This is a genomic window from Xanthomonas vesicatoria ATCC 35937 (assembly GCF_001908725.1).
GTDB classification, from domain to species: domain Bacteria; phylum Pseudomonadota; class Gammaproteobacteria; order Xanthomonadales; family Xanthomonadaceae; genus Xanthomonas; species Xanthomonas vesicatoria.
In genome coordinates, this window is the sequence record NZ_CP018725.1 from 1,696,879 (window position 1) to 1,714,909 (window position 18,031).

The following is an 18,031-nucleotide window of genomic DNA, read 5'->3' on the forward strand; positions in this document are numbered from 1 at the left end:
GATGAGGGTCGTGAAGCGTCAGCGGGAGACGAGGTAGGGAGTCTGCGAGCTGTGCGCGTTGCACACAGCGCAACGCGCGAACATCTTTCTGGTGGACTGATGGCCGTAACACGCGCAACGCATAGCGTTGTCGTGCCGCAAAATCGCAGGGCGCAAGAAGACGCGCTCGTTTTCGGAGAGCGCGGCAACGCAGGCCACTGCACCGCGATATGAGCGACAGTTACGCGAGCCGCCGCTGTCGCCGTGGCGACTGAGGGAGGCGATCGCTACACTCGCAGCGATAACCACACCCGGAGCCGTGCATTACACCGCAGTACGTGCCTGCACCCGCTGCGTCCAATAGCGATCGAACAACCACATCAGCAGCAACGAAAACCCCACCAGCGGAAAAAGCAACCCGCACAGCATCAACAGCACCAGCAACCCGCGCAGGGTGCGTGGGTCGGCGGCCAATGGCGGCACGCCCAGGCCACCCACGGGGCGCCGCTTCCACCACATCACTGCGGCACTCACGCACATCAGCACGATCGCCGCACAGGCAACCAGCAGGATCAACTGGTTGGCAGTGCCGTATTGCTGCCCCAGGTGCACATTGATGCCCCATTCCAGCGCGCGCCCCACCGGCCCATAGTCGCGATAGCGCATGTCCAGCAACACCGCACCGCTGTACTGATCCAGGTGGATCACCCGCTGCTGCTGCAGATCGGCCGGATACACCGAGGCGGTATACACACCGCGCGCGCCACGCGGCGGCGATACGCTATACCCCGGCGCAATGCCGAGCGCATCGAACCGCGCCATCGCCGCATCCAGGCCGATCGCGCCCACCCCAGGCGCAGCGACACTGCCGGCACCACCATGCGCTGCATGCACTGACTGGCCTGATTGCTCCGATTGCCTGGAGTGTTCTGAATGCTCCGGACGCTCTGCGTGCTCTGCGCGCTCCGGATGTTCTGCATGCTCCGTGTCTTGTGCATGAGCGGGATGCAAGCTCACCCCTGCCCCTTGCGCGCGAGAAGGCACTGCGTGCGCGCCATTGGCGCGCGTGCCTTGGTGCACCAACGCTACTGGCGCGGAGCGGGGGTCGGGATAAGCGTCGGCCGTAGGTAACGCAGCCGCCTGCAGCCCGCCCGCTTGCCTGTCATGCAATCGCGCGTCCACCGCATCAGCCCCTGGCACAGCGGATTCAGGTAGATGTGCCTGCCGTAACGACCAGGCCGGATCGGTGGTCTCGGACAGGCGCTGCTCCGACATCGGCTGCTGCACACGCAACCCGGCCGGATACCCAAAATCATGCCCGTTGGCCCAGCGATTGACCTGTGCGCCCCACAGCCACGACCATGGCATGCCGGTCAACGCCAGAAACAGCAGGACCGCGCCCACACCGGCACCAGTCACTGCATGCAGGTCGCGCCAGAACAGCCGCTGCTTGGGCGTACCACGGACACTGACCACGCCACCGCGCCGCCCGCGCGGCCACCACAGGTACACACCGGTGAGCACCAGCACGATCGCCCACCCCGCCGCCATTTCGATCACCCCCCGTGCGAACGGGCCGATCAACTCCAGGCTGTGCAACCGCCGAATCGTCCAGGCCAGCGTGCCGTGCTCGGGCAAGCTCCCCAACACACGCAGGCGATACGGATCCACATACACCACCTTGCGCGTGCCCGTCGCGTCCACCAGGCCGATCTCTGCACTGGCATCGGCACGGGCGGGCGTGGTGTAGCGGAACAAGGTGCCGCCATCGTCGCGCTGCGCCACCTCCACCAATTGCTGTGCAGACGCGCGCGCCGCGCCCACCGGCACCACCTTCAAACCATGGTGAAACGTGCGATCGATGGCGTCCTGATAGAGAAATGCCGCACCGGTCAGCGCCAGCCAGATGATGAAAGGCAGCACCAACAGCCCGGCGTAGAAATGCCAGCGCCACACGGCACGGTAGAAGCGCCAGCGGCCATCGCGCAGCGCTACGTCGACGCTGGCAGTCCCTGCGGGTATGTGCATCAGAAACTCCAGTCCCAGGACACCGACAGCGCGCGACCATCGCCTGGCGAATAGCCGGAACTGCCGCTGTCGTACCACGCGTACACATAGGCGCGATCGGTGACGTTGCGCAGCTGCACGCTGAGCGCATTGCGCGCATCCACGTTCCAGCGTGCGCCAAGATTGAGCAAGGCATAGCCGCCGGTGCGGCCCAGGGTATTGCTGCGTTCCAGGTAATAATCGCCCTGCGCATTGCCCCAGGCGCTGAGCTGCACCGCTGTACTCACCTGCCACTCCAGCCCGGCGGTGGCCAACCAGTGCGGCACGTTTTCGATCTCTTTTCCGCGCGTTGCCGGCGCACTGGGATCGGGTGTGGCGATGCTGGCTTTCTGTCGCGCATACGACATCCACGCACGCCAATGCTCGGCCGGCTGCAGGTTCAGTTGCGCATCCCACCCGCGCCGCAGCGTCCGGCCGACATTGGCGACATCGCCGATGCCGGCCACGCCGTTGACGCCGAGAATGGTTGCCACTTCGCCGGAGGCCCGTTGTTCCCAATACGCCACCCGCCCATCCAGCAGCGCCGACGGCGCGAATTTGTAACCGGCTTCCCAGCCATCGTTGATCGACGGCCCGAGATCGCCCGGCTGACGACGGTACGCACCATCGCCGCTGCCGATCTGGAAGGTGCGTCCCCAGTTGGCGTACACGCTGCTCTGCTCGCCCACACGGTAGCTGGCGCTGAACTTGGGTTGCTTGATGGTGCCGTAGTCGTAGGTCGGCGCCCAGACACCGGCCATCACGTCGTGCAAGGTGCCATCGACCCGGTCGATGCGATACCCCGGCACCAATTGCAAACGGTCGACAGGGCTCAGCACGGCCTGCACATAGGCACCGCGGGTGCGCAGATCGTAGTTCCAGTCGCGCAATTGCGCGCCACGCGCGCGCGCGATGGTGCGGTAGCGCTGGGACTGGTTGTCCTGCCATTGCGCATCCGCGCCGGCTTCCAGCGCCGCGTTCCACACGCCCCAGTCGGGCTGCCAGTTGCCACGCAGCAGCACGCCGCGATGGGTTTCATCGGTGTCACGCTCCTGCTGCAGGCCGGCGGCAGAAAAACGCACCCAGCGTTGATTGCGGTAGTCGTTCTGGTAGGCCTTGGCGCTCCACTGCGCATCGGCGCCCAGCGTGCCGTCGGCATGCAATGCGGTCTGACGCACACGACGCTCGCTGCGATCGTCCTGCGCATAGGCCGGCGAACTGCGCGGCGCCGCACGCGCGCTGGCCGCATCCAGATACCCCGCCTCCAGCGCGTGGTTGTCGTAGTAGCGCGTGGTCAGCCCGGCGCGGAAGGTACCGTCCGGGTCGGTGTAGAACCACTTGCCGGCGACGCTGCGTTTGCGCGCATCGGCATGCTCGCGATAGCCATCGGAATCGCGCCAGGCCAGCACATAGTTCTGGCTCCACGGGCCCTGCTCGAAGCCCTTGCCCAGTTGCACCTCGCGCGCGCCGAAGCTGCCCGCAGTCACGCTGAGGCGGCCATCGTTGCCACCGGTGCGGGTGAGCACATCCACGCTGCCGGCGATGGCATTCAAGCCGTACCGGGCATCGTTGGTACCACGTACGATTTCGATGGCGCTGATGTCCTGCGGAAACACCGCATCCAGATACGGCATGCCACCGGCGTTGTCGTTACTAGGAATGCCGTCGATCAAAAGCTTGACCGCGTTGATCCGCCCCTCGCCGTTGAAGCCACGGAACGAAAACCGCCCTGCATCGGTCCCCATGCGGAACGGGGTCACCTGCACACCGGGCGCGCGCATCAGCAGTTCCCAGCTGTAATCCACGTGTTGATCGTGCAGCAGCGCACCGCCGATCACATCCACCGAACTCAACACGCGCGCCGTGCTCGGCGTGCGCTGCGCGTGCTCGCTCACCTGCACCTTGCCCAGCGTCAGTGCGGCGTCTTGCGCCTGCACCTGGCAGGCCTGGCCGCACACCAGCGCCAACGACGGCGCGTACCACATCGTTTTCAACAACCGCAAACGCATGACCAACCCTTTGCCGCGACACCACGGCAATGCAGCCGTGCGCCGCACGCATAGCGCGGGCACCGGCTTCATTCAAAGAACGCGTCGTCCATCGGGTGCGCACGGCCACGCCGACGCATCAGGCGCCGGCAAACCGCAGCGCAACGGACGCCCGCAACGGGGCAAGGCTCAGGCGTACAACGGTGGCCCACGCGCTCCGAGGGCACTCCAGCGCAAGGCCGACCGTACCCGCACCGTGGCGGGCAACGGCATCGGCACCGGGCGTCGCTGCAGCAGGCACAGCACCAGCAGCGCCAGCCAGGGCAGCAAGCGCGCGGCCAACATGCAGTAGTCGCAGGCTTCGCCGTGCAGCGCGGCGTCATGGTCGCCAGCCCGTTGCTTGGCGCCGGGCATGGCGTGACCCGGATGCGCTGCGCCTTGTGCTTGCGCAGGCACGTGGCCGGCATGCACAGCCGTGCCGGTGGCGAGCGCCGGGCCGCTCATGCACATCGGCTCGATCGCGCGCGCCTGGCTCCAGCGGCTGATCAACGGTGCCACCAGCATCAGCGCAACCGCCAGGCAGGCGAGCACGTGCAGCAAGCGATGGCGGTGGAGCGAGGGCATTGGCGGAGTGTAAGCCGCCATGTTGACGGGAGCGATGGTGGCGGCCGGTACGCGACCGGATGTCGCACCCTCACTGGTGCAAGCGTGCGGGCGCACCAGCATGACATGCGGCACGTCGGCCGTTCCTCCTGGCTGCCCGCTTCGCGTCAACCAGACCGAACCATCACTTCCACATCACCTGATCCCTATTGTCCAGGCCGGCAGTCACAGTTCCACTGGTGTGAATCATGGTGCACGCATGCAAAGCGCTGCCATGCCCTATGCTTGCACGTCATCCAATTCACCCTGTGCGCATGAGTACTGTCCTGTCCGATCCAGCGGCTGAGCCACTTCCCTGCGCCCCCAAACCGCCCAGCGAAGCGCTTCGCCTGCAGGCGCTGCGCAGCTACGGCATTCTCGACACCCCGCGCGAGGCAGCCTTCGAAGACATCACCCGGCTTGCGTCCATCATTTGCCAGACCCCGATCGCCTTGATCAGCCTGGTGGACGCTGACCGCCAGTGGTTCAAGAGCGAACTGGGAATGGGCGAGCGCGAGACGCCGCTATTCAAGTCGATGTGCGCGCATGCGTTGCTCGACAGCGACGTGCTGGTGGTGCCGGACACGCGCGAAGACGTCCGCTTTTCGCGCAACCCGTTAGTCACTGGCGAGGCGCCCCTGTACTTCTATGCAGGTGCGTTGTTGAAGACCCCGGACGGGCTGCCGCTGGGCACGGTGTGTGTCCTTGACCGGCAGCCGCGCAAACTGACCGACGAACAGGTCGAGGCGCTGCGCGCGCTTGCACGCCAGACCATGGCGCAGCTGGAATTGCGCCGCGCGCTGCTGATTGCCGAAGAGTCCGACCGCTACCGCAGCAGGCTGATGGCCATTGCCGGGCACGATCTGAAGACCCCGTTGCGCACGGCCGCCTATGCCATCGACAAGATGCGTCGGCACGCCAACGTCGATTCCATCCCGACCTTGGTGACCGCGCGCGATGCGATCAGCCTAGTCGGGCGCAGCCTGGATGAACTGGCCACGTTGGCGGCCGCAAGCAAGGCCGCCATGCCGGATCTGCAAGTGCTGCAGTTGGAAGACATCCTGCATTCGGTGCTTGGCGTCTGGCGCCAGCCGGCCATCGACAAGTGCCTGTCGCTGCGCCATGTGCCGACCTCGCTGCGCGTGCGCAGCCACCCGACCTTGCTGACCACCCTGATCGGCAACCTGGTGGGCAATGCCATCAAATACACCGAACGTGGACGCGTGCTGGTCGGTGCCCGCCGCCGCCCCGGCTATGCGGTGGTGGAAATCATCGACAGCGGCATCGGCCTGAATCTTGAACAGCCCGAGCAGGTCTTCCAGGCGTTCCGCCAGGCCGACCCACGTAGCGACGGCCTGGGCATCGGGCTATGGATCGTGCACCGCACCGCCGAAACATTAGGGTGCGAGGTAACGGTGCGACCTCGGTCGGAAGGCGGCACCTGTTTTTCTGTTCGCATTCCGCTGGCCTGACGCCTGCGTGGGGTCCAGCGCGGCTGCATGGAGCTGTACGACCGCGCGCTGTGCAGTAGACCTGGCACATATCACGTCGCCAGCGTCGCTTCGCGCATCTGACGTTTACCAAACGTGGCCGACCCAGCATGGCCACGGGCGCGTGCTGCGATTGTTCGGGCAAAAAAAAGGCGGACCCGAGCTCCCGACCCGGATCCGCCACCAAACACGCCAGGTCTCTCCCCAGGGACCCGGGTGCGCCAGCCGCGCCGTGCGCAAACTCGCGCAACAGTGATGCGGCAGCGCTAGCAACCCTCAACAACACCACGGATCACACCAGCGAAGCGATACCTGAATCGCCGGTCCTGCGCCGTCCACCCCTAGACGTCCGAAGTGTTGCGTCATGGTTGCTATAAGGTTTACGACAGCGCCGCGTCCAACTTGATGGAGGCCAGCAACCCCGCTCAGACGGCCCTGACACGTGTAGGGAGAATTACTGACAGAGGCAAGCGCGGCGCATCGGCCCGCGCCTGCATGCCATTGATTTAAAAAGGATTCTGAGAAGACCTTGCGCTGCAGCGCAACATAGCATCCGCCTTAGCGGGCAGGACACAGCACGCAATGCGCGGCCCATGACGACATGGCGGAACCCGCTGTTACGAATCCCGAATCCCTAATCTCCGATTCCGGTTGCATCCCCGTCCTGCAGCGCAAACCACGCCGCCGAATGCACATCCTCTGCCGCAACTTCCAGCACCTGACGCAACACAGCCATCGGAATCTGCACCGGCGCTGCGCCGGCCTGCAGCGCCACCCATAGGGACTCGTCCTGCGGGTCCGCCAGCACCGTCAGTACCGCGTGCTCGCGTCCGTCGATGTTGGCCGACAGTTGCAAGGACATGCCGCCATCAGGTTCGGGCGACCAGAGTCTGCTAGGGGCGGGCGGGCTGGCTCGGTCATCGCGTGGCGCTCAACTGGTGATGGTCTGGGTCAGCGATTCCCAGGTCGGCGGCAGCGGCCAATTCGGTGCCTGGTTGCCGTCCAGCACGCGCCGCAGGTCACGCTTGTCGATCTGCGGCGCGAGCACATGCACCAGGTCCAGCGCGTAGTCGCGCAGCACACGGTCGCGCGGGAGTACCGCCCAGGCGATGCACTCGGCGATCGGTGCCGGCGCCGGCCAGGCACGCAGGTCGTCGTCGTGGGCATTGACTGCCATTTCAGCGACCAGTCCGACGCCAAGCCCGGCGCGCACATAGGTCTTGATCAGGTCCGCATCCAGCGCGGTCAACGCAATGCTCGGCTCCAGCCCGACCTGCGCGAACGCGCGCTGCAGCGACGAGCCGGGCCGGGTGGACGATTCGTAGCTGATCAACGGGTGCTTGGACAGCGCCTGCATGTCCGGCGCCACCCGCGTATCCAACGCATGCCCGCGCGGCACCACCACCAGCCGTCGCCAGCGGTACAGCGGCACCGCGATGCCGGCGCTGGGCTCGCCGCCGGCGGTGCTGACCACGGCGATATCCGCATCGCCCTGGCTGAGCAGATCCAGCGCCGCGCTTTCGGCCGCCTGCTGCAGATGCACGCTCACCTGCGGGTAGGCGTGCTTGATCTGAGCCACCGCTGGCGGCAGCACGAAGCGCGCCTGGGTGTGGGTGGTGGTCAGGGTCAGCTGGCCCTGGCTTTCGCGGCGCTGGTTGGCGGCGTAGGTACGGATGTTGTTGGCTTCCAACAGCACCGCACGTGCGCGTTCGATCACTTCCACCCCGGCCGGCGTCACCGCGTCCAGGCTGCGTCCCTTGCGCACGAACAACAGAAAGCCCAGCTCGTCTTCCAGCTGCTTGAGTTGCTTGGACAGGCCTGGCTGGGTCGCGTGCACGCGCGCCGCCGCCAGCGTGATGTTCAGCTCGGCATCGGCGATGGCCACCAGGTAGCGAAGTTGGGTCAGCGTCATGGGCTTATGTCCAAAAAAGCGCGAGGCGCTACAAGACTTCGACTGTAGAGGAGTTCGGCGGGCCAGCTTATAACCGAACGCTATTTTTAGGACGCATGAAGTCATTTCCGACAGCTATAAGCCGGCGTTACGGTCTGGCCCTCCCTTTCGATGCCCCGGTCCGTGACCTCTGCGTTCCCGCTCCTTGTCGACCTGCGTGGCCGTGCCGTCCTGGTAGTCGGTGGCGGTGCCGATGCCGAACGCGCCACCGCCGCATTGCTGCAGGCCGGCGCACTGCCATTGGTGGGCGCGCCGGAACTGAGCCCGCAACTACGCGAATGGGCGCAGGCCGGGCAGCTGCGCTGGCTGGCGGGACGGTTCGATCCGGCCTGGCTGGACCTGCCCGATCAACCGCTCTGGCTCACCATCGCCGCCAGCACTGCACCGGACCTCAACGACGCCCTGCGCGCCGCGGCCAGCGCGCGCCACCTGCTCACCCACGACGCCACGCCCGCCGTTTCAGCGGCGCCCCCTGTACGTCCCCCGGCGCCCCGCACCGTCGTCGGCCAGCTCTCCCCCGGCAGCGTGACCCTGGTCGGTGCCGGCCCAGGCGACCCTGGCCTGCTCACGCGCCACGCCTTGCGCGCGCTCCGGCAGGCGGAGGTGGTGTTGTACGACCGCCTGGTCAGCCCACAGATCCTGCAACTGGCCCGCCGCGACGCGCTGCGCGTTGAAGTCGGCAAGGCTGCGCAAGGCCATAGCACCCGCCAGGATCAGATCCACGCGCTGATGCTGGAACATGCCCGCGCCGGGCGTCGAGTGGTGCGGCTGAAAGGCGGCGACCCGTTCGTGTTCGGCCGTGGTGGCGAAGAGCTGGAATTCCTGCGCGCGCTCGGCATCGGCTTTCAGGTGATTCCCGGCATTACCGCCGCCGTCGCCTGCGCCGCCTATGCCGGCATCCCGCTCACCCATCGCGATCACGCGCAGTCGCTGCGCCTGATCACCGCGCACTGCAAGGATTCGCTGGACACGCTGGACTGGCACGCGCTGGGCCAGGAGCGCCAGACGTTGGCCTTTTACATGGGCGTGGCGGGCCTGGACGGCATCCAGCAGCGCCTGCTGCAGGCCGGCCGCGCGCCCACCACTCCATTCGCATTGGTGGAAAATGGCTCGCGCCCGCAGCAACGGGTGATCACCGGTACGCTTGCCACCCTGGCCACCACCGCGCGGGAGTTACAGGTGCAGGCGCCCGCGCTGCTGATCCTGGGCGAGGTGGCGGCGCTGGCGCCGGCGCTGCACTGGTTTGGTGCCGCACCGCTCAGCGTGCCGCTGCCGCACTCACTCATCGCAACGCCCGACACGCCCACACTGGCCCACGCAGCCTGATCCGACGGAGACCCCATGGCCCTGTACGACAACATCCTCGACACCATCGGCCGCACCCCGGTGGTCAAACTTCACCGGCTTGCGCCGGACAACGTGTCCCTGTACGTCAAGGTGGAGTCGTTCAACCCAGGCGGCTCGGTCAAGGACCGCCTGGCATTGGCAATCATCCTCGATGCCGAGCAGCGCGGCCTGCTCAAGCCCGGCGACACCATTGTCGAAGCCACCTCCGGCAACACCGGCGTGGCGTTGGCCATGGTCGCGGCCGCACGTGGCTACAAGTTCGTCGCCACCATGGTGGAAACCTTCTCCATCGAGCGCCGTAAGCTGATGCGCGCCTATGGCGCCAAGGTGATTCTGACCCCGGCGGCCGAGCGCGGCAGCGGCATGGTGCGCAAGGCCAAGGAACTGGCCGAGCAGCATGGCTGGTTCCTGGCCAGCCAGTTCGCCAACCCGGCCAACCCGGCCTATCACCGCAATACCACCGCAGCCGAAATCCTGCGCGACTTCGCCGGCCACCGGCTGGACCATTTCGTCACCGGCTGGGGCACCGGCGGCACCCTGACCGGCGTGGGAGAAGTGCTGCGCGTGGCCCGCCCGGAAGTGCGCATCACCGCCAGCGAACCGGCCGGTGCGGCGCTGCTGCAGGGCCAGGACTGGAAGCCGCACAAGATCCAGGGGTGGACCCCGGACTTCGTGCCCGAGGTGCTCAACCGCGAAGTCGCGCACGAGGTGCTGAGCGTGGAAGACACCGACGCCATCACCATCGCCCGCCGCCTGGCCGCCGAAGAAGGCATCTTCACCGGCATCTCCGGCGGCGCCACTGTCGCCACTGCTCTGCGCGTGGCCGAATCCGCCGCGCCCGGCGCGGTGATCCTGGCGATGCTGCCCGACACCGGGGAGCGCTACTTCTCCACCCCACTGTTTGCCGACATCAACGAAGGCTCGGACGACGATTGGCTGGCTGGCCTGCCCTGATCGCAGACAACGGCACGTCAGGCTTTCCTCCCAAAGGCCGCGCCCGCCAGCGCGGCCTTTGCCATGGAGCGCGCCCCGATCTGCACGGCGCTGCGGCGCCGCGGCCTCCCGCCGATGTCAAGGAAACGTTACGATGGCGGCTGTTCTGCAGGGAGAGAAGGCGTGAGTAACCGGCCGTATGGACACAGCGCTACCCGCGGCGGGAGGGCGCCATGGCTGGTGAAGATGACCTCCCCGGCGCATTTCGCGCTCGCCCTGGGCGCCGGTGCCTGGCTGCAGCAGGCCTTCGCACTGCCGCTGCCCGCCCCGACGCCGCTGGCGTGGATCGAGCTGGCCGGCGGCGTGATTGCCTGCGCCGGGCTCGCGTTGGCGTTGAGCTGCTTCATCCTGTTCGCGCGCCGACGCACCACCATCATGCCCAGCGGCCATCCCTCGCGGCTGGTGCTGGATGGCCCGTATCGCTTCACCCGCAACCCGATGTATCTGGCATTGGTCCTGAGCTATGTCGGCCTGTGTCTGCAACTGGGCCTGCTGTGGGCGGTGGCGCTGGTGCCGCTGCCGTGGCTGGCCTTGCAGTGGCTTGTCATCCCGTTCGAAGAAGCGCGGCTGCGCGCCGAATTCGGCCGCGCTTACAGCGATTACTGCACGCGCGTGCGCCGCTGGCTTTGAGCGTACCGGCACACGCCAAGCCGGTTTGGATCGAGCGAATCGATTGCCAGTTCTGTTCGCGACGACGCTGAACCGTCGACACTGAAAGAGCGCTGCGGCATCGCGCGCTTCAGCGCTGAAGGCCGTACGTCACCACGGTGCATTGCTGCCTGGTGACTTCGTAGTTGACGCACCTCAACAGGCCTCTTCGATACTTGTCATAGGCCGGACCAATCGCCATCGCGACGCGTTGCAGACAGCGCGTTTGGCAACCTACAGATCATCCAGCGCAGCACGCCACGTGGTCGCATCGTGTGAGATGAATGGCCCGTAGCGTGGGCGTCCCGCAGCGCCCTATCCATCACGCGCTCATCATGCAAATCCCATAACTATCACGCTATGAGAATCGAAGTCTGGCAAGGCGACATCACCGAACTCGACGTTGACGTCATCGTCAACGCCGCAAACGAATCACTGCTGGGCGGTGGCGGCGTCGATGGCGCCATCCACCGCGCCGCAGGTCCGCGTTTGTTGCAGGCCTGCGAGGCATTGCCGCAAGTGCGTCCGGGCGTGCGCTGCCCCACTGGCGAAATTCGCATTACCGATGGATTCGATCTGAAGGCCCGTCATGTGTTTCATACGGTGGGACCGGTATGGCGCGACGGCAAGCACAACGAGCCGGAGCAACTCGCAAACTGCTACTGGCAGTCGTTGAAGTTGGCCGAGCAGATGATGCTGCACTCGATCGCATTTCCGGCCATCAGCTGCGGCATCTACGGTTACCCGCTGTACCAGGCGGCGCGGATTGCCGTGACCGAAACCCGCGACTGGCAACGCTCGCACAAGGTGCCCAAGCACATCGTGCTGGTGGCCTATAACGAAGCAACCTACAAGGCGTATCAGCAGGCACTCGCAACGCAGGAAACCGCTGCCGCCTGAGCAGTATGCAAAGCAGGTGCACCGACGAGCGCCGCAAGGCGCTCGTTGCGTTTTGGACGATGGAGTCGCATTCGCTTCTCGGCCCAACCCAGCAATGTGCAGCGAGCCTGATACGTAGCGCTCCACCTTGCCAGGTCGCAGCGATGGCTGGCACGCATGCTCGGCCATCGTCAGGCAGATGCAGGACGTGCGGAGCAACCACAGTGCGGACGTGCAGACCAATCCGACACGCGACGGCTACGCGGTTGTCTGGTGCACTGCTTCAAATCGGACAGCACATCGACTCAGCCAATCTTCGGTCGACATGCAATAAAAAACGCCGGCATTGCTGCCGGCGTTTGGTCTCACAGACGATGCGGCCGTTGAACCGGCATCAACCGATCAGCCCTTCCACTTGCCCAGTGCGGCCAGGCCGTTTTCCTTGGCGCGCTCATAGATGATCTGCTGCGCCTTGGCGAAGTTGCCGGTCATGTCCTTGGCCCACAGCTTCAATGCGGCCTGCTGCATCGCGCGGCCGTAGGAGAAGCTCAACGGCCACGGCAGGTTGCCGAGCTGGTGCATTTCGTTGAGGTGCGCGGTGGACTGCTCGTCGGTCTGGCCGCCGGACAGGAACACGATGCCCGGCAGGATCGCCGGCACGGTCGACTTCAGGCACATCACGGTGGATTCGGCCACTTCCTCGACGCTGGCCTGCTCTTCGCAGCTCTTGCCGGAGATGACCATCGAGGCCTTCAGGATGGTGCCTTCAAGCACGACATTCTGCTCATACAGCGCGCCGAACAGCGAGCGCAGCGTGGCTTCGGTCACTTCGTAGCAGGTCTCGATGTCGTGGCTGCCGTCCATGATGACTTCCGGCTCGACCATCGGCACCAGACCCTGCTCCTGGCACAGCGCGGCATACCGCGCCAGCGCGTGCGAGTTGGCCTCGATGCAGGTGCCGGACGGGATGTCTTCGCCGATGTTGATGACCGCACGCCACTTGGCGAAGCGCGCACCCAGCGTGTAGTACTCCTCCAGACGCGCACGCAGGCCGTCCAGACCTTCGGTGACCAGTTCGCCCGGCATGCCGGCCAGCGGCTGCGCGCCCTTGTCCACCTTGATGCCCGGGATGATGCCGTGCTCGGCCATGTACTTGGCGAACTGCACGCCGTCCTTGGTCTTCTGACGGATGGTCTCGTCGAACAGGATGGCGCCGGAGATGTAGTCGCTCAGCTTGGGCGTAGTCAGCAGCAGTTCGCGATAGGCGCGACGGTTTTCTTCGATGTTCTCGATGCCGACGCTGGCAAAACGCTTTGCGATCGTGCTGGTCGACTCGTCGATGGCGATGATGCCCTTGCCCGGGGCGACCATGGCCTGGGCGGTTTCGGCAAGCTGTTCGATGCTCATGTAGTTCCTGTGGCAGCTGCGGGGGAGAACGAAAGTATAGCGACGAAAGTCGTACACATTCCTTCACGGAATGCCTGCAACCGATTACACCTTGCAGACGTGACAGGATGTGTGGCGCCACTCGCATCGCGCTGCAGCAGGCGCTGTCGATCTGCCGCGTAATTGGCATCGCGTGCACAAACAGCTGGGGCGATCACCTCGGCATGCAGGCCCGCCATGTTGCAGACAGACAGGCCTGCGTACCGGCCTCGATCACTGCAGCCGCGCGTGTAATGCATTGCGATCGTGTGCGTCAAACACGTGCCGGCATCGCGGTTGCCACGTGGATCGAAGGCGGCTACACATGTATCGGCCCGGAGCGCGCCCCTGCGAAGACATGCGGCAACACAACCGCATTACCGGCAGCATTGCCGCCAGGACCGCGATAGCGGCCAAGCAGATGCCGCCGATGATCCGGGGGTGATGAATCGCGCCATGCACGATGGAATGCGTGATGTGGGGGGCGACAAGCAAAGTACCAGCAGTGCACCACCACGTGGCACGCAGGTCATTGCAGGCAAGCGTGACGGCACCGGATGCACCGCCCCCCACACAGCACAACGGCGACCCGAAGGCCGCCGTGTGCAGGATGCGTACCGTTCAACCATCCGCGTACGTCAACCGACGCACGCGGATGGCGGGGCACTGCGTTACAGCTCGCCCAGACCGGTCGCGCGACCGTCTTCGCCCACTTCCAGCAGACGCAGCGTGTTGGTGGCGCCATGCATTTCCATGTGCTCGCCGCTGGTGAACACCACGCGGTCACCCGGGCCCATGCGCTCGTTTTCCACCAGCAGGCGGATCGCCGCACGTGCGGCTTCGCGCGGGGTCAGGCCGCGGCTGTCGAAGCTGATCGGGAACACGCCGCGCATCATCGCCATCTGGCGACGCGCGCCATCGTGACGGGTGAAGGCGTAGATCGGCATGTTCGAGCGGAAGCGCGACAGGAAGCGCGGCGTGCCGCCGGATTCGGTCAAGGCCACCACACCACCCAGGCCGATGTGCTCGGACAGGAACATGGTCGCCATCGCGATGGCCTGATCGGCGCGCTGCAGGTTGCGTTGCGCCGCTTCGAAGTCGGTATCGAATTCGAACTGGTGCTCGGCGCCCAGGCAGATGCGCGCCATTGCTTCCACCGCACGCACCGGGTAGGCACCGGCGGCGGTTTCGGCCGACAGCATCACCGCGTCGGTGCCGTCGATGACCGCATTGGCCACGTCCAGCACTTCGGCGCGGGTCGGGATCGGGCTTTCGACCATCGACTGCAGCATCTGCGTGGCGGTGATCACCACCTTGTTCTGCGCCAGCGACTCGCGAATGATCTTCTTCTGCAGGCCCGGCAATTCGGCATCGCCGATTTCCACGCCCAGGTCGCCGCGCGCCACCATCACCACGTCGGAGGCTTCGACGATTTCGACCAGGTTCTCGATCGCTTCGGTGCGCTCGATCTTGGACACCAGCTGCGCATCGCAACCGTGCTGCTGAGCGATCTGACGCGCGTCGTGCATGTCCTGCGCATTGCGGCAGAACGACACTGCAATGAAGTCCACGCCGATCTTGGCGACGATGCCGATCAGCTCCTTGTCGCGCTCGGTCAGTGCACCCAGCGACAACCCGCCACCCTGCTTGTTCAAGCCCTTGCGGTCGGACAGCACGCCATCGTTGAGCACGGTGGTGACGATGCGCGCGCCCTGCACGTCGGTGACCTGCAACTGCACCAGGCCGTCGTCGAGCAGCAGCACGTCACCGGCCACCACGTCCTGGGGCAGACCCAGATAGCTCACGCCCACCTGGTTCTGGTCGCCGGCCGGCGCATTGGCATCGGCCACCAGGTCGAAGCGCGCGCCCATGGTCAACTTGATCTTGCCTTCGGCAAAGCGTTCGATACGGATCTTCGGGCCCGGCAGATCGGCCAGGATGCCGACTTCGGCACCGGCGCGCGCAGCGGCGGCACGCACTTCGGCAGCGCGCTTGGCCTGGCCGGACGGGTCGCCATGGCTGAAGTTGAGGCGCACCACGTTGACGCCCGCCTTGAACAAGGCGTCCAGCACACCGGGCGCGTCCGTTGCCGGTCCGAGGGTGGCGAGGATCTTGGTGCGGCGTTGACGTTCTTTCATGATGGGCCTCCCTGTAAAAGCCGCGAAACTTAACACACACGTCACGTACCGAGGATGGCATTGCGGCATAGCCACCCTCCTATTCCGGCATGTCTTACAGACAGTGCGGGACAGTACGTCCGTTTACGCACGCGTTGCATGGGCAACGCGATGCGGTCGCCACCCTAACCCGGTGGCAGTGAAGAGCAGTCTGTTGAATCACGTTGCGAAGCGCACCTGCAGCAGCCAAGCGAGCGCCACAACCGATGCGCAGCGCTCACGCGTCGATCAACTGCGCCAGTTGCGCAGGCGTGTGCGCAATCGCGCCGGCGCCTGCAGCGCGCAGTTCGGCCTCGTCGCCGAAGCCCCACAACACACCGATGCTATGGATGCGGTGGTGATTGGCGCCATCGATATCCATGCGACGGTCGCCGATCATCACGCAGCCGGCCTTGTCGATCTCAAGGCGGCGCAATGCTTCGGCGATCAGGTCCGGCTTGAAGCGGCGTTCGCCATCTTCGCTGGCACCGATCACGTTCTCGAAGCAGGCGCCGAACGGCAGATGCTCGACGATGCGTCGTGCGTAACGCTCGTTCTTGGAGGTGACCACGGCCAGGCGATGGCCGGCGCGATGCAGGCCGGTGACCACCTCGCCGATGCCGTCGAACACGCTCAGCTCGGTCCAGCCCACCGCGTCGTAGCGCTCGCGGTAGAGCCCCAGCGCGCGCTGCACCAGGGCCGGGTCCTGCGGAAAACATTCGGTGAAGCTGTCGCGCAGCGGCGGGCCGATCCAGGCGCGCAAGGTCTGCGCCGATGGACGCGGCTGACCCACGCTGTCGAAGGCATGCACGATGCTGGCGACGATGCCCGGCTGCGAATCGACCAGGGTGCCGTCCAGGTCGAAGAACAGCGTGGCTGCGCTCACTTGCCGCGAGCCTCGAGCGCGGCCACCGCCGGCAGGGTCTTGCCTTCCAGGAATTCCAGGAACGCGCCGCCACCGGTGGAGATGTAGGTGACGTCCCTGGCGATGTCGTATTTGTCCACCGCCGCCAGGGTGTCGCCGCCGCCAGCGATGGAGAACGCCTTGGATGCGGCGATCGCGCGTGCCAGGGTTTCGGTGCCATGGCTGAAGGGCTCGAATTCGAACACGCCGACCGGCCCGTTCCACACCACCGTGCCGGCATTGGCGATCATCGCGGCATAGTGCTGCGCGGTCTGCGGGCCGATGTCCAGAATCAGATCGTCCGCCTCGACGGCGTCGAGCGACTTCACCGTGGCTTGTGCATCGGGCAGGAACTGCTTGGCGACGACCACGTCGGTAGGCAGCGGGATCTCGGCGCCGCGGGTCTTGGCGTCGGCCACGATCTGGTTGGCGGTGGGAATCAGGTCCGGCTCGTTCAAGGACTTGCCCACGTCATGGCCGGCCGCAGCGATGAAGGTATTGGCGATGCCGCCACCGACGATCAGCTGGTCGACCTTGTTGACCAGGTTGGAGAGCAGTTCCAGCTTGGTCGAGACCTTGCTGCCGGCCACGATCGCCAGCAGCGGCTTGGCCGGGTTGTCCAGGGCCTTGGCCAGCGCATCGAGTTCGGCCATCAGCAGCGGGCCGCCAGCGGCCACCGGCGCGAACCGGATCACCCCATGCGTGGACGCCTGCGCGCGATGCGCGGTGCCGAAGGCATCCATGACGAATACATCGCACAGCGCGGCGTACTTGCGCGCCAGGGTCTCATCGTCCTTGCCCTCACCGACATTCATGCGGCAGTTTTCCAGCAACACCACCTGGCCCGGCGCGACGTCCACGCCATCGACCCAGTCGCGCACCAACGTGACGTCGACACCCAGCAAGGTGGTCAGACGCGCGGCCACCGGCGCCAGCGAATCTTCTTCGCTCCAGCTGCCCTCCTTCGGCCGGCCCAGGTGCGAGGTGACCATGACCGCCGCGCCCTTTTCCAGCGCCAGCTTGAGCGTGGGCACCGAGGCGGTGATGCGCTGCTCGGAGGTGATCTGGCCGTTGTCGATCGGCACGTTGAGATCCTGGCGGATCAGCACGCGCTTGCCGGAGAGATCGAGGTCGGTCATACGGACAATGGACATGGGCTTGGCTCGCTAAGTCTGGGGATCAGGAAATCGGGATAGGGGATTGGTACACGACGCCACACCTGCGTTGGACGCTGCGCGTGCGGGCACGCTTGTGCGCGGAGGCCTCACGCTGGCACCACCCTGACGAGGCGGGCCATTCAAAGATGCCGCCACTACAACTGCGGCCCCCACGGATGGCAGTCGATCGAAGACCATGGGCAATGCGACTGCCTCGGCGGCGGGAGTCCGGCAATCAGTCTTCGTGATCGACAAGTCGTACCGCAACCTGGCGGTGGCCTGGGCGGGCGCTGCCGCAAAAGCGGGTGGCGCGAACTCTGGTCGGTCGAACACGACGGGCAATGCGGCTGCCTTGGCGACGGGGGATGCCCATTGTCCGGCCTTCGCAGCAAAGCGGCAAACCGCATCACCTGCACACCTCTGGCG

General features: G+C 65.8%; 13 protein-coding genes and 1 pseudogene. 5 read left to right on the forward strand and 9 right to left on the reverse strand.

Annotated features, from left to right (window positions below; genetic code table 11):
* Positions 1–303: 303 nt before the first annotated feature.
* The 3 genes from BJD12_RS07320 to BJD12_RS07330 form a co-directional block, all read right to left on the reverse strand.
* Entirely contained in the window at positions 304–2,007 is a 1,704-nt protein-coding gene (locus tag BJD12_RS07320) for a PepSY-associated TM helix domain-containing protein (protein WP_005988896.1), read from the reverse strand.
* A complete protein-coding gene (locus tag BJD12_RS07325; RefSeq protein WP_042827653.1) occupies positions 2,007–4,010 on the reverse strand; it encodes a TonB-dependent receptor in 2,004 nt (667 codons plus the stop codon). Before BJD12_RS07325 ends, BJD12_RS07320 begins: the two co-directional genes overlap by 1 nt.
* Positions 4,011–4,202: 192 nt before the next feature.
* The gene (locus BJD12_RS07330; RefSeq protein ID WP_005988894.1) at positions 4,203–4,637 is read right to left on the reverse strand and encodes a DUF2946 family protein; all 435 of its coding nucleotides are present in this window, start codon (positions 4,635–4,637) and stop codon (positions 4,203–4,205) included.
* A 293-nt stretch (positions 4,638–4,930) separates the two neighbouring features.
* Between BJD12_RS07330 and BJD12_RS07335 the strand changes: the two genes are divergently transcribed.
* Positions 4,931–6,127, forward strand: a complete 1,197-nt coding sequence (locus BJD12_RS07335; RefSeq protein WP_005988893.1) for a sensor histidine kinase — start codon at positions 4,931–4,933, stop codon at positions 6,125–6,127.
* Positions 6,128–6,779: 652 nt separating this feature from the next.
* Here BJD12_RS07335 and BJD12_RS07340 read toward each other — a convergent pair.
* Positions 6,780–7,066: pseudogene (locus BJD12_RS07340) on the reverse strand (hypothetical protein).
* Between the two features lie 10 nt (positions 7,067–7,076).
* Entirely contained in the window at positions 7,077–8,057 is a 981-nt protein-coding gene (locus BJD12_RS07345; RefSeq protein WP_005988891.1) for a LysR family transcriptional regulator, read from the reverse strand.
* Between the two features lie 162 nt (positions 8,058–8,219).
* Here BJD12_RS07345 and cobA point away from each other — a divergent pair, with 162 nt between their 5' ends.
* From cobA to BJD12_RS07365, 4 genes are all read left to right on the forward strand, one after another.
* Positions 8,220–9,422 carry a uroporphyrinogen-III C-methyltransferase gene (cobA, locus tag BJD12_RS07350; RefSeq protein ID WP_005988890.1) on the forward strand — a complete coding sequence of 401 codons (1,203 nt, stop codon included), beginning with the start codon at positions 8,220–8,222 and terminating at the stop codon, positions 9,420–9,422.
* A gap of 15 nt (positions 9,423–9,437) precedes the next feature.
* Positions 9,438–10,397: a cysteine synthase A gene (cysK, locus tag BJD12_RS07355; RefSeq protein ID WP_005988889.1), complete on the forward strand. Its 960-nt coding sequence runs from the start codon at positions 9,438–9,440 to the stop codon at positions 10,395–10,397.
* A gap of 162 nt (positions 10,398–10,559) precedes the next feature.
* Positions 10,560–11,066 (forward strand): methyltransferase family protein, encoded by a 507-nt coding sequence (locus BJD12_RS07360; protein WP_042827645.1) that lies wholly within the window; start codon positions 10,560–10,562, stop codon positions 11,064–11,066.
* Between the two features lie 378 nt (positions 11,067–11,444).
* Positions 11,445–11,984 carry an O-acetyl-ADP-ribose deacetylase gene (locus BJD12_RS07365; RefSeq protein ID WP_005988887.1) on the forward strand — a complete coding sequence of 180 codons (540 nt, stop codon included), beginning with the start codon at positions 11,445–11,447 and terminating at the stop codon, positions 11,982–11,984.
* Positions 11,985–12,365: 381 nt separating this feature from the next.
* Here the strand turns inward: BJD12_RS07365 and BJD12_RS07370 are convergent, their stop codons facing one another.
* The 4 genes from BJD12_RS07370 to BJD12_RS07390 form a co-directional block, all read right to left on the reverse strand.
* The gene (locus BJD12_RS07370; RefSeq protein WP_005988885.1) at positions 12,366–13,370 is read right to left on the reverse strand and encodes a class I fructose-bisphosphate aldolase; all 1,005 of its coding nucleotides are present in this window, start codon (positions 13,368–13,370) and stop codon (positions 12,366–12,368) included.
* Positions 13,371–14,059: 689 nt separating this feature from the next.
* Positions 14,060–15,526: a pyruvate kinase gene (gene pyk, locus BJD12_RS07380; RefSeq protein WP_005988883.1), complete on the reverse strand. Its 1,467-nt coding sequence runs from the start codon at positions 15,524–15,526 to the stop codon at positions 14,060–14,062.
* Between the two features lie 256 nt (positions 15,527–15,782).
* Positions 15,783–16,430 carry an HAD family hydrolase gene (locus BJD12_RS07385; RefSeq protein ID WP_005988881.1) on the reverse strand — a complete coding sequence of 216 codons (648 nt, stop codon included), beginning with the start codon at positions 16,428–16,430 and terminating at the stop codon, positions 15,783–15,785.
* Positions 16,427–17,602: a phosphoglycerate kinase gene (locus tag BJD12_RS07390; RefSeq protein WP_042827643.1), complete on the reverse strand. Its 1,176-nt coding sequence runs from the start codon at positions 17,600–17,602 to the stop codon at positions 16,427–16,429. The genes BJD12_RS07385 and BJD12_RS07390 overlap by 4 nt, the downstream gene beginning before the upstream one ends.
* Between the last annotated feature and the right edge of the window lie 429 nt (positions 17,603–18,031).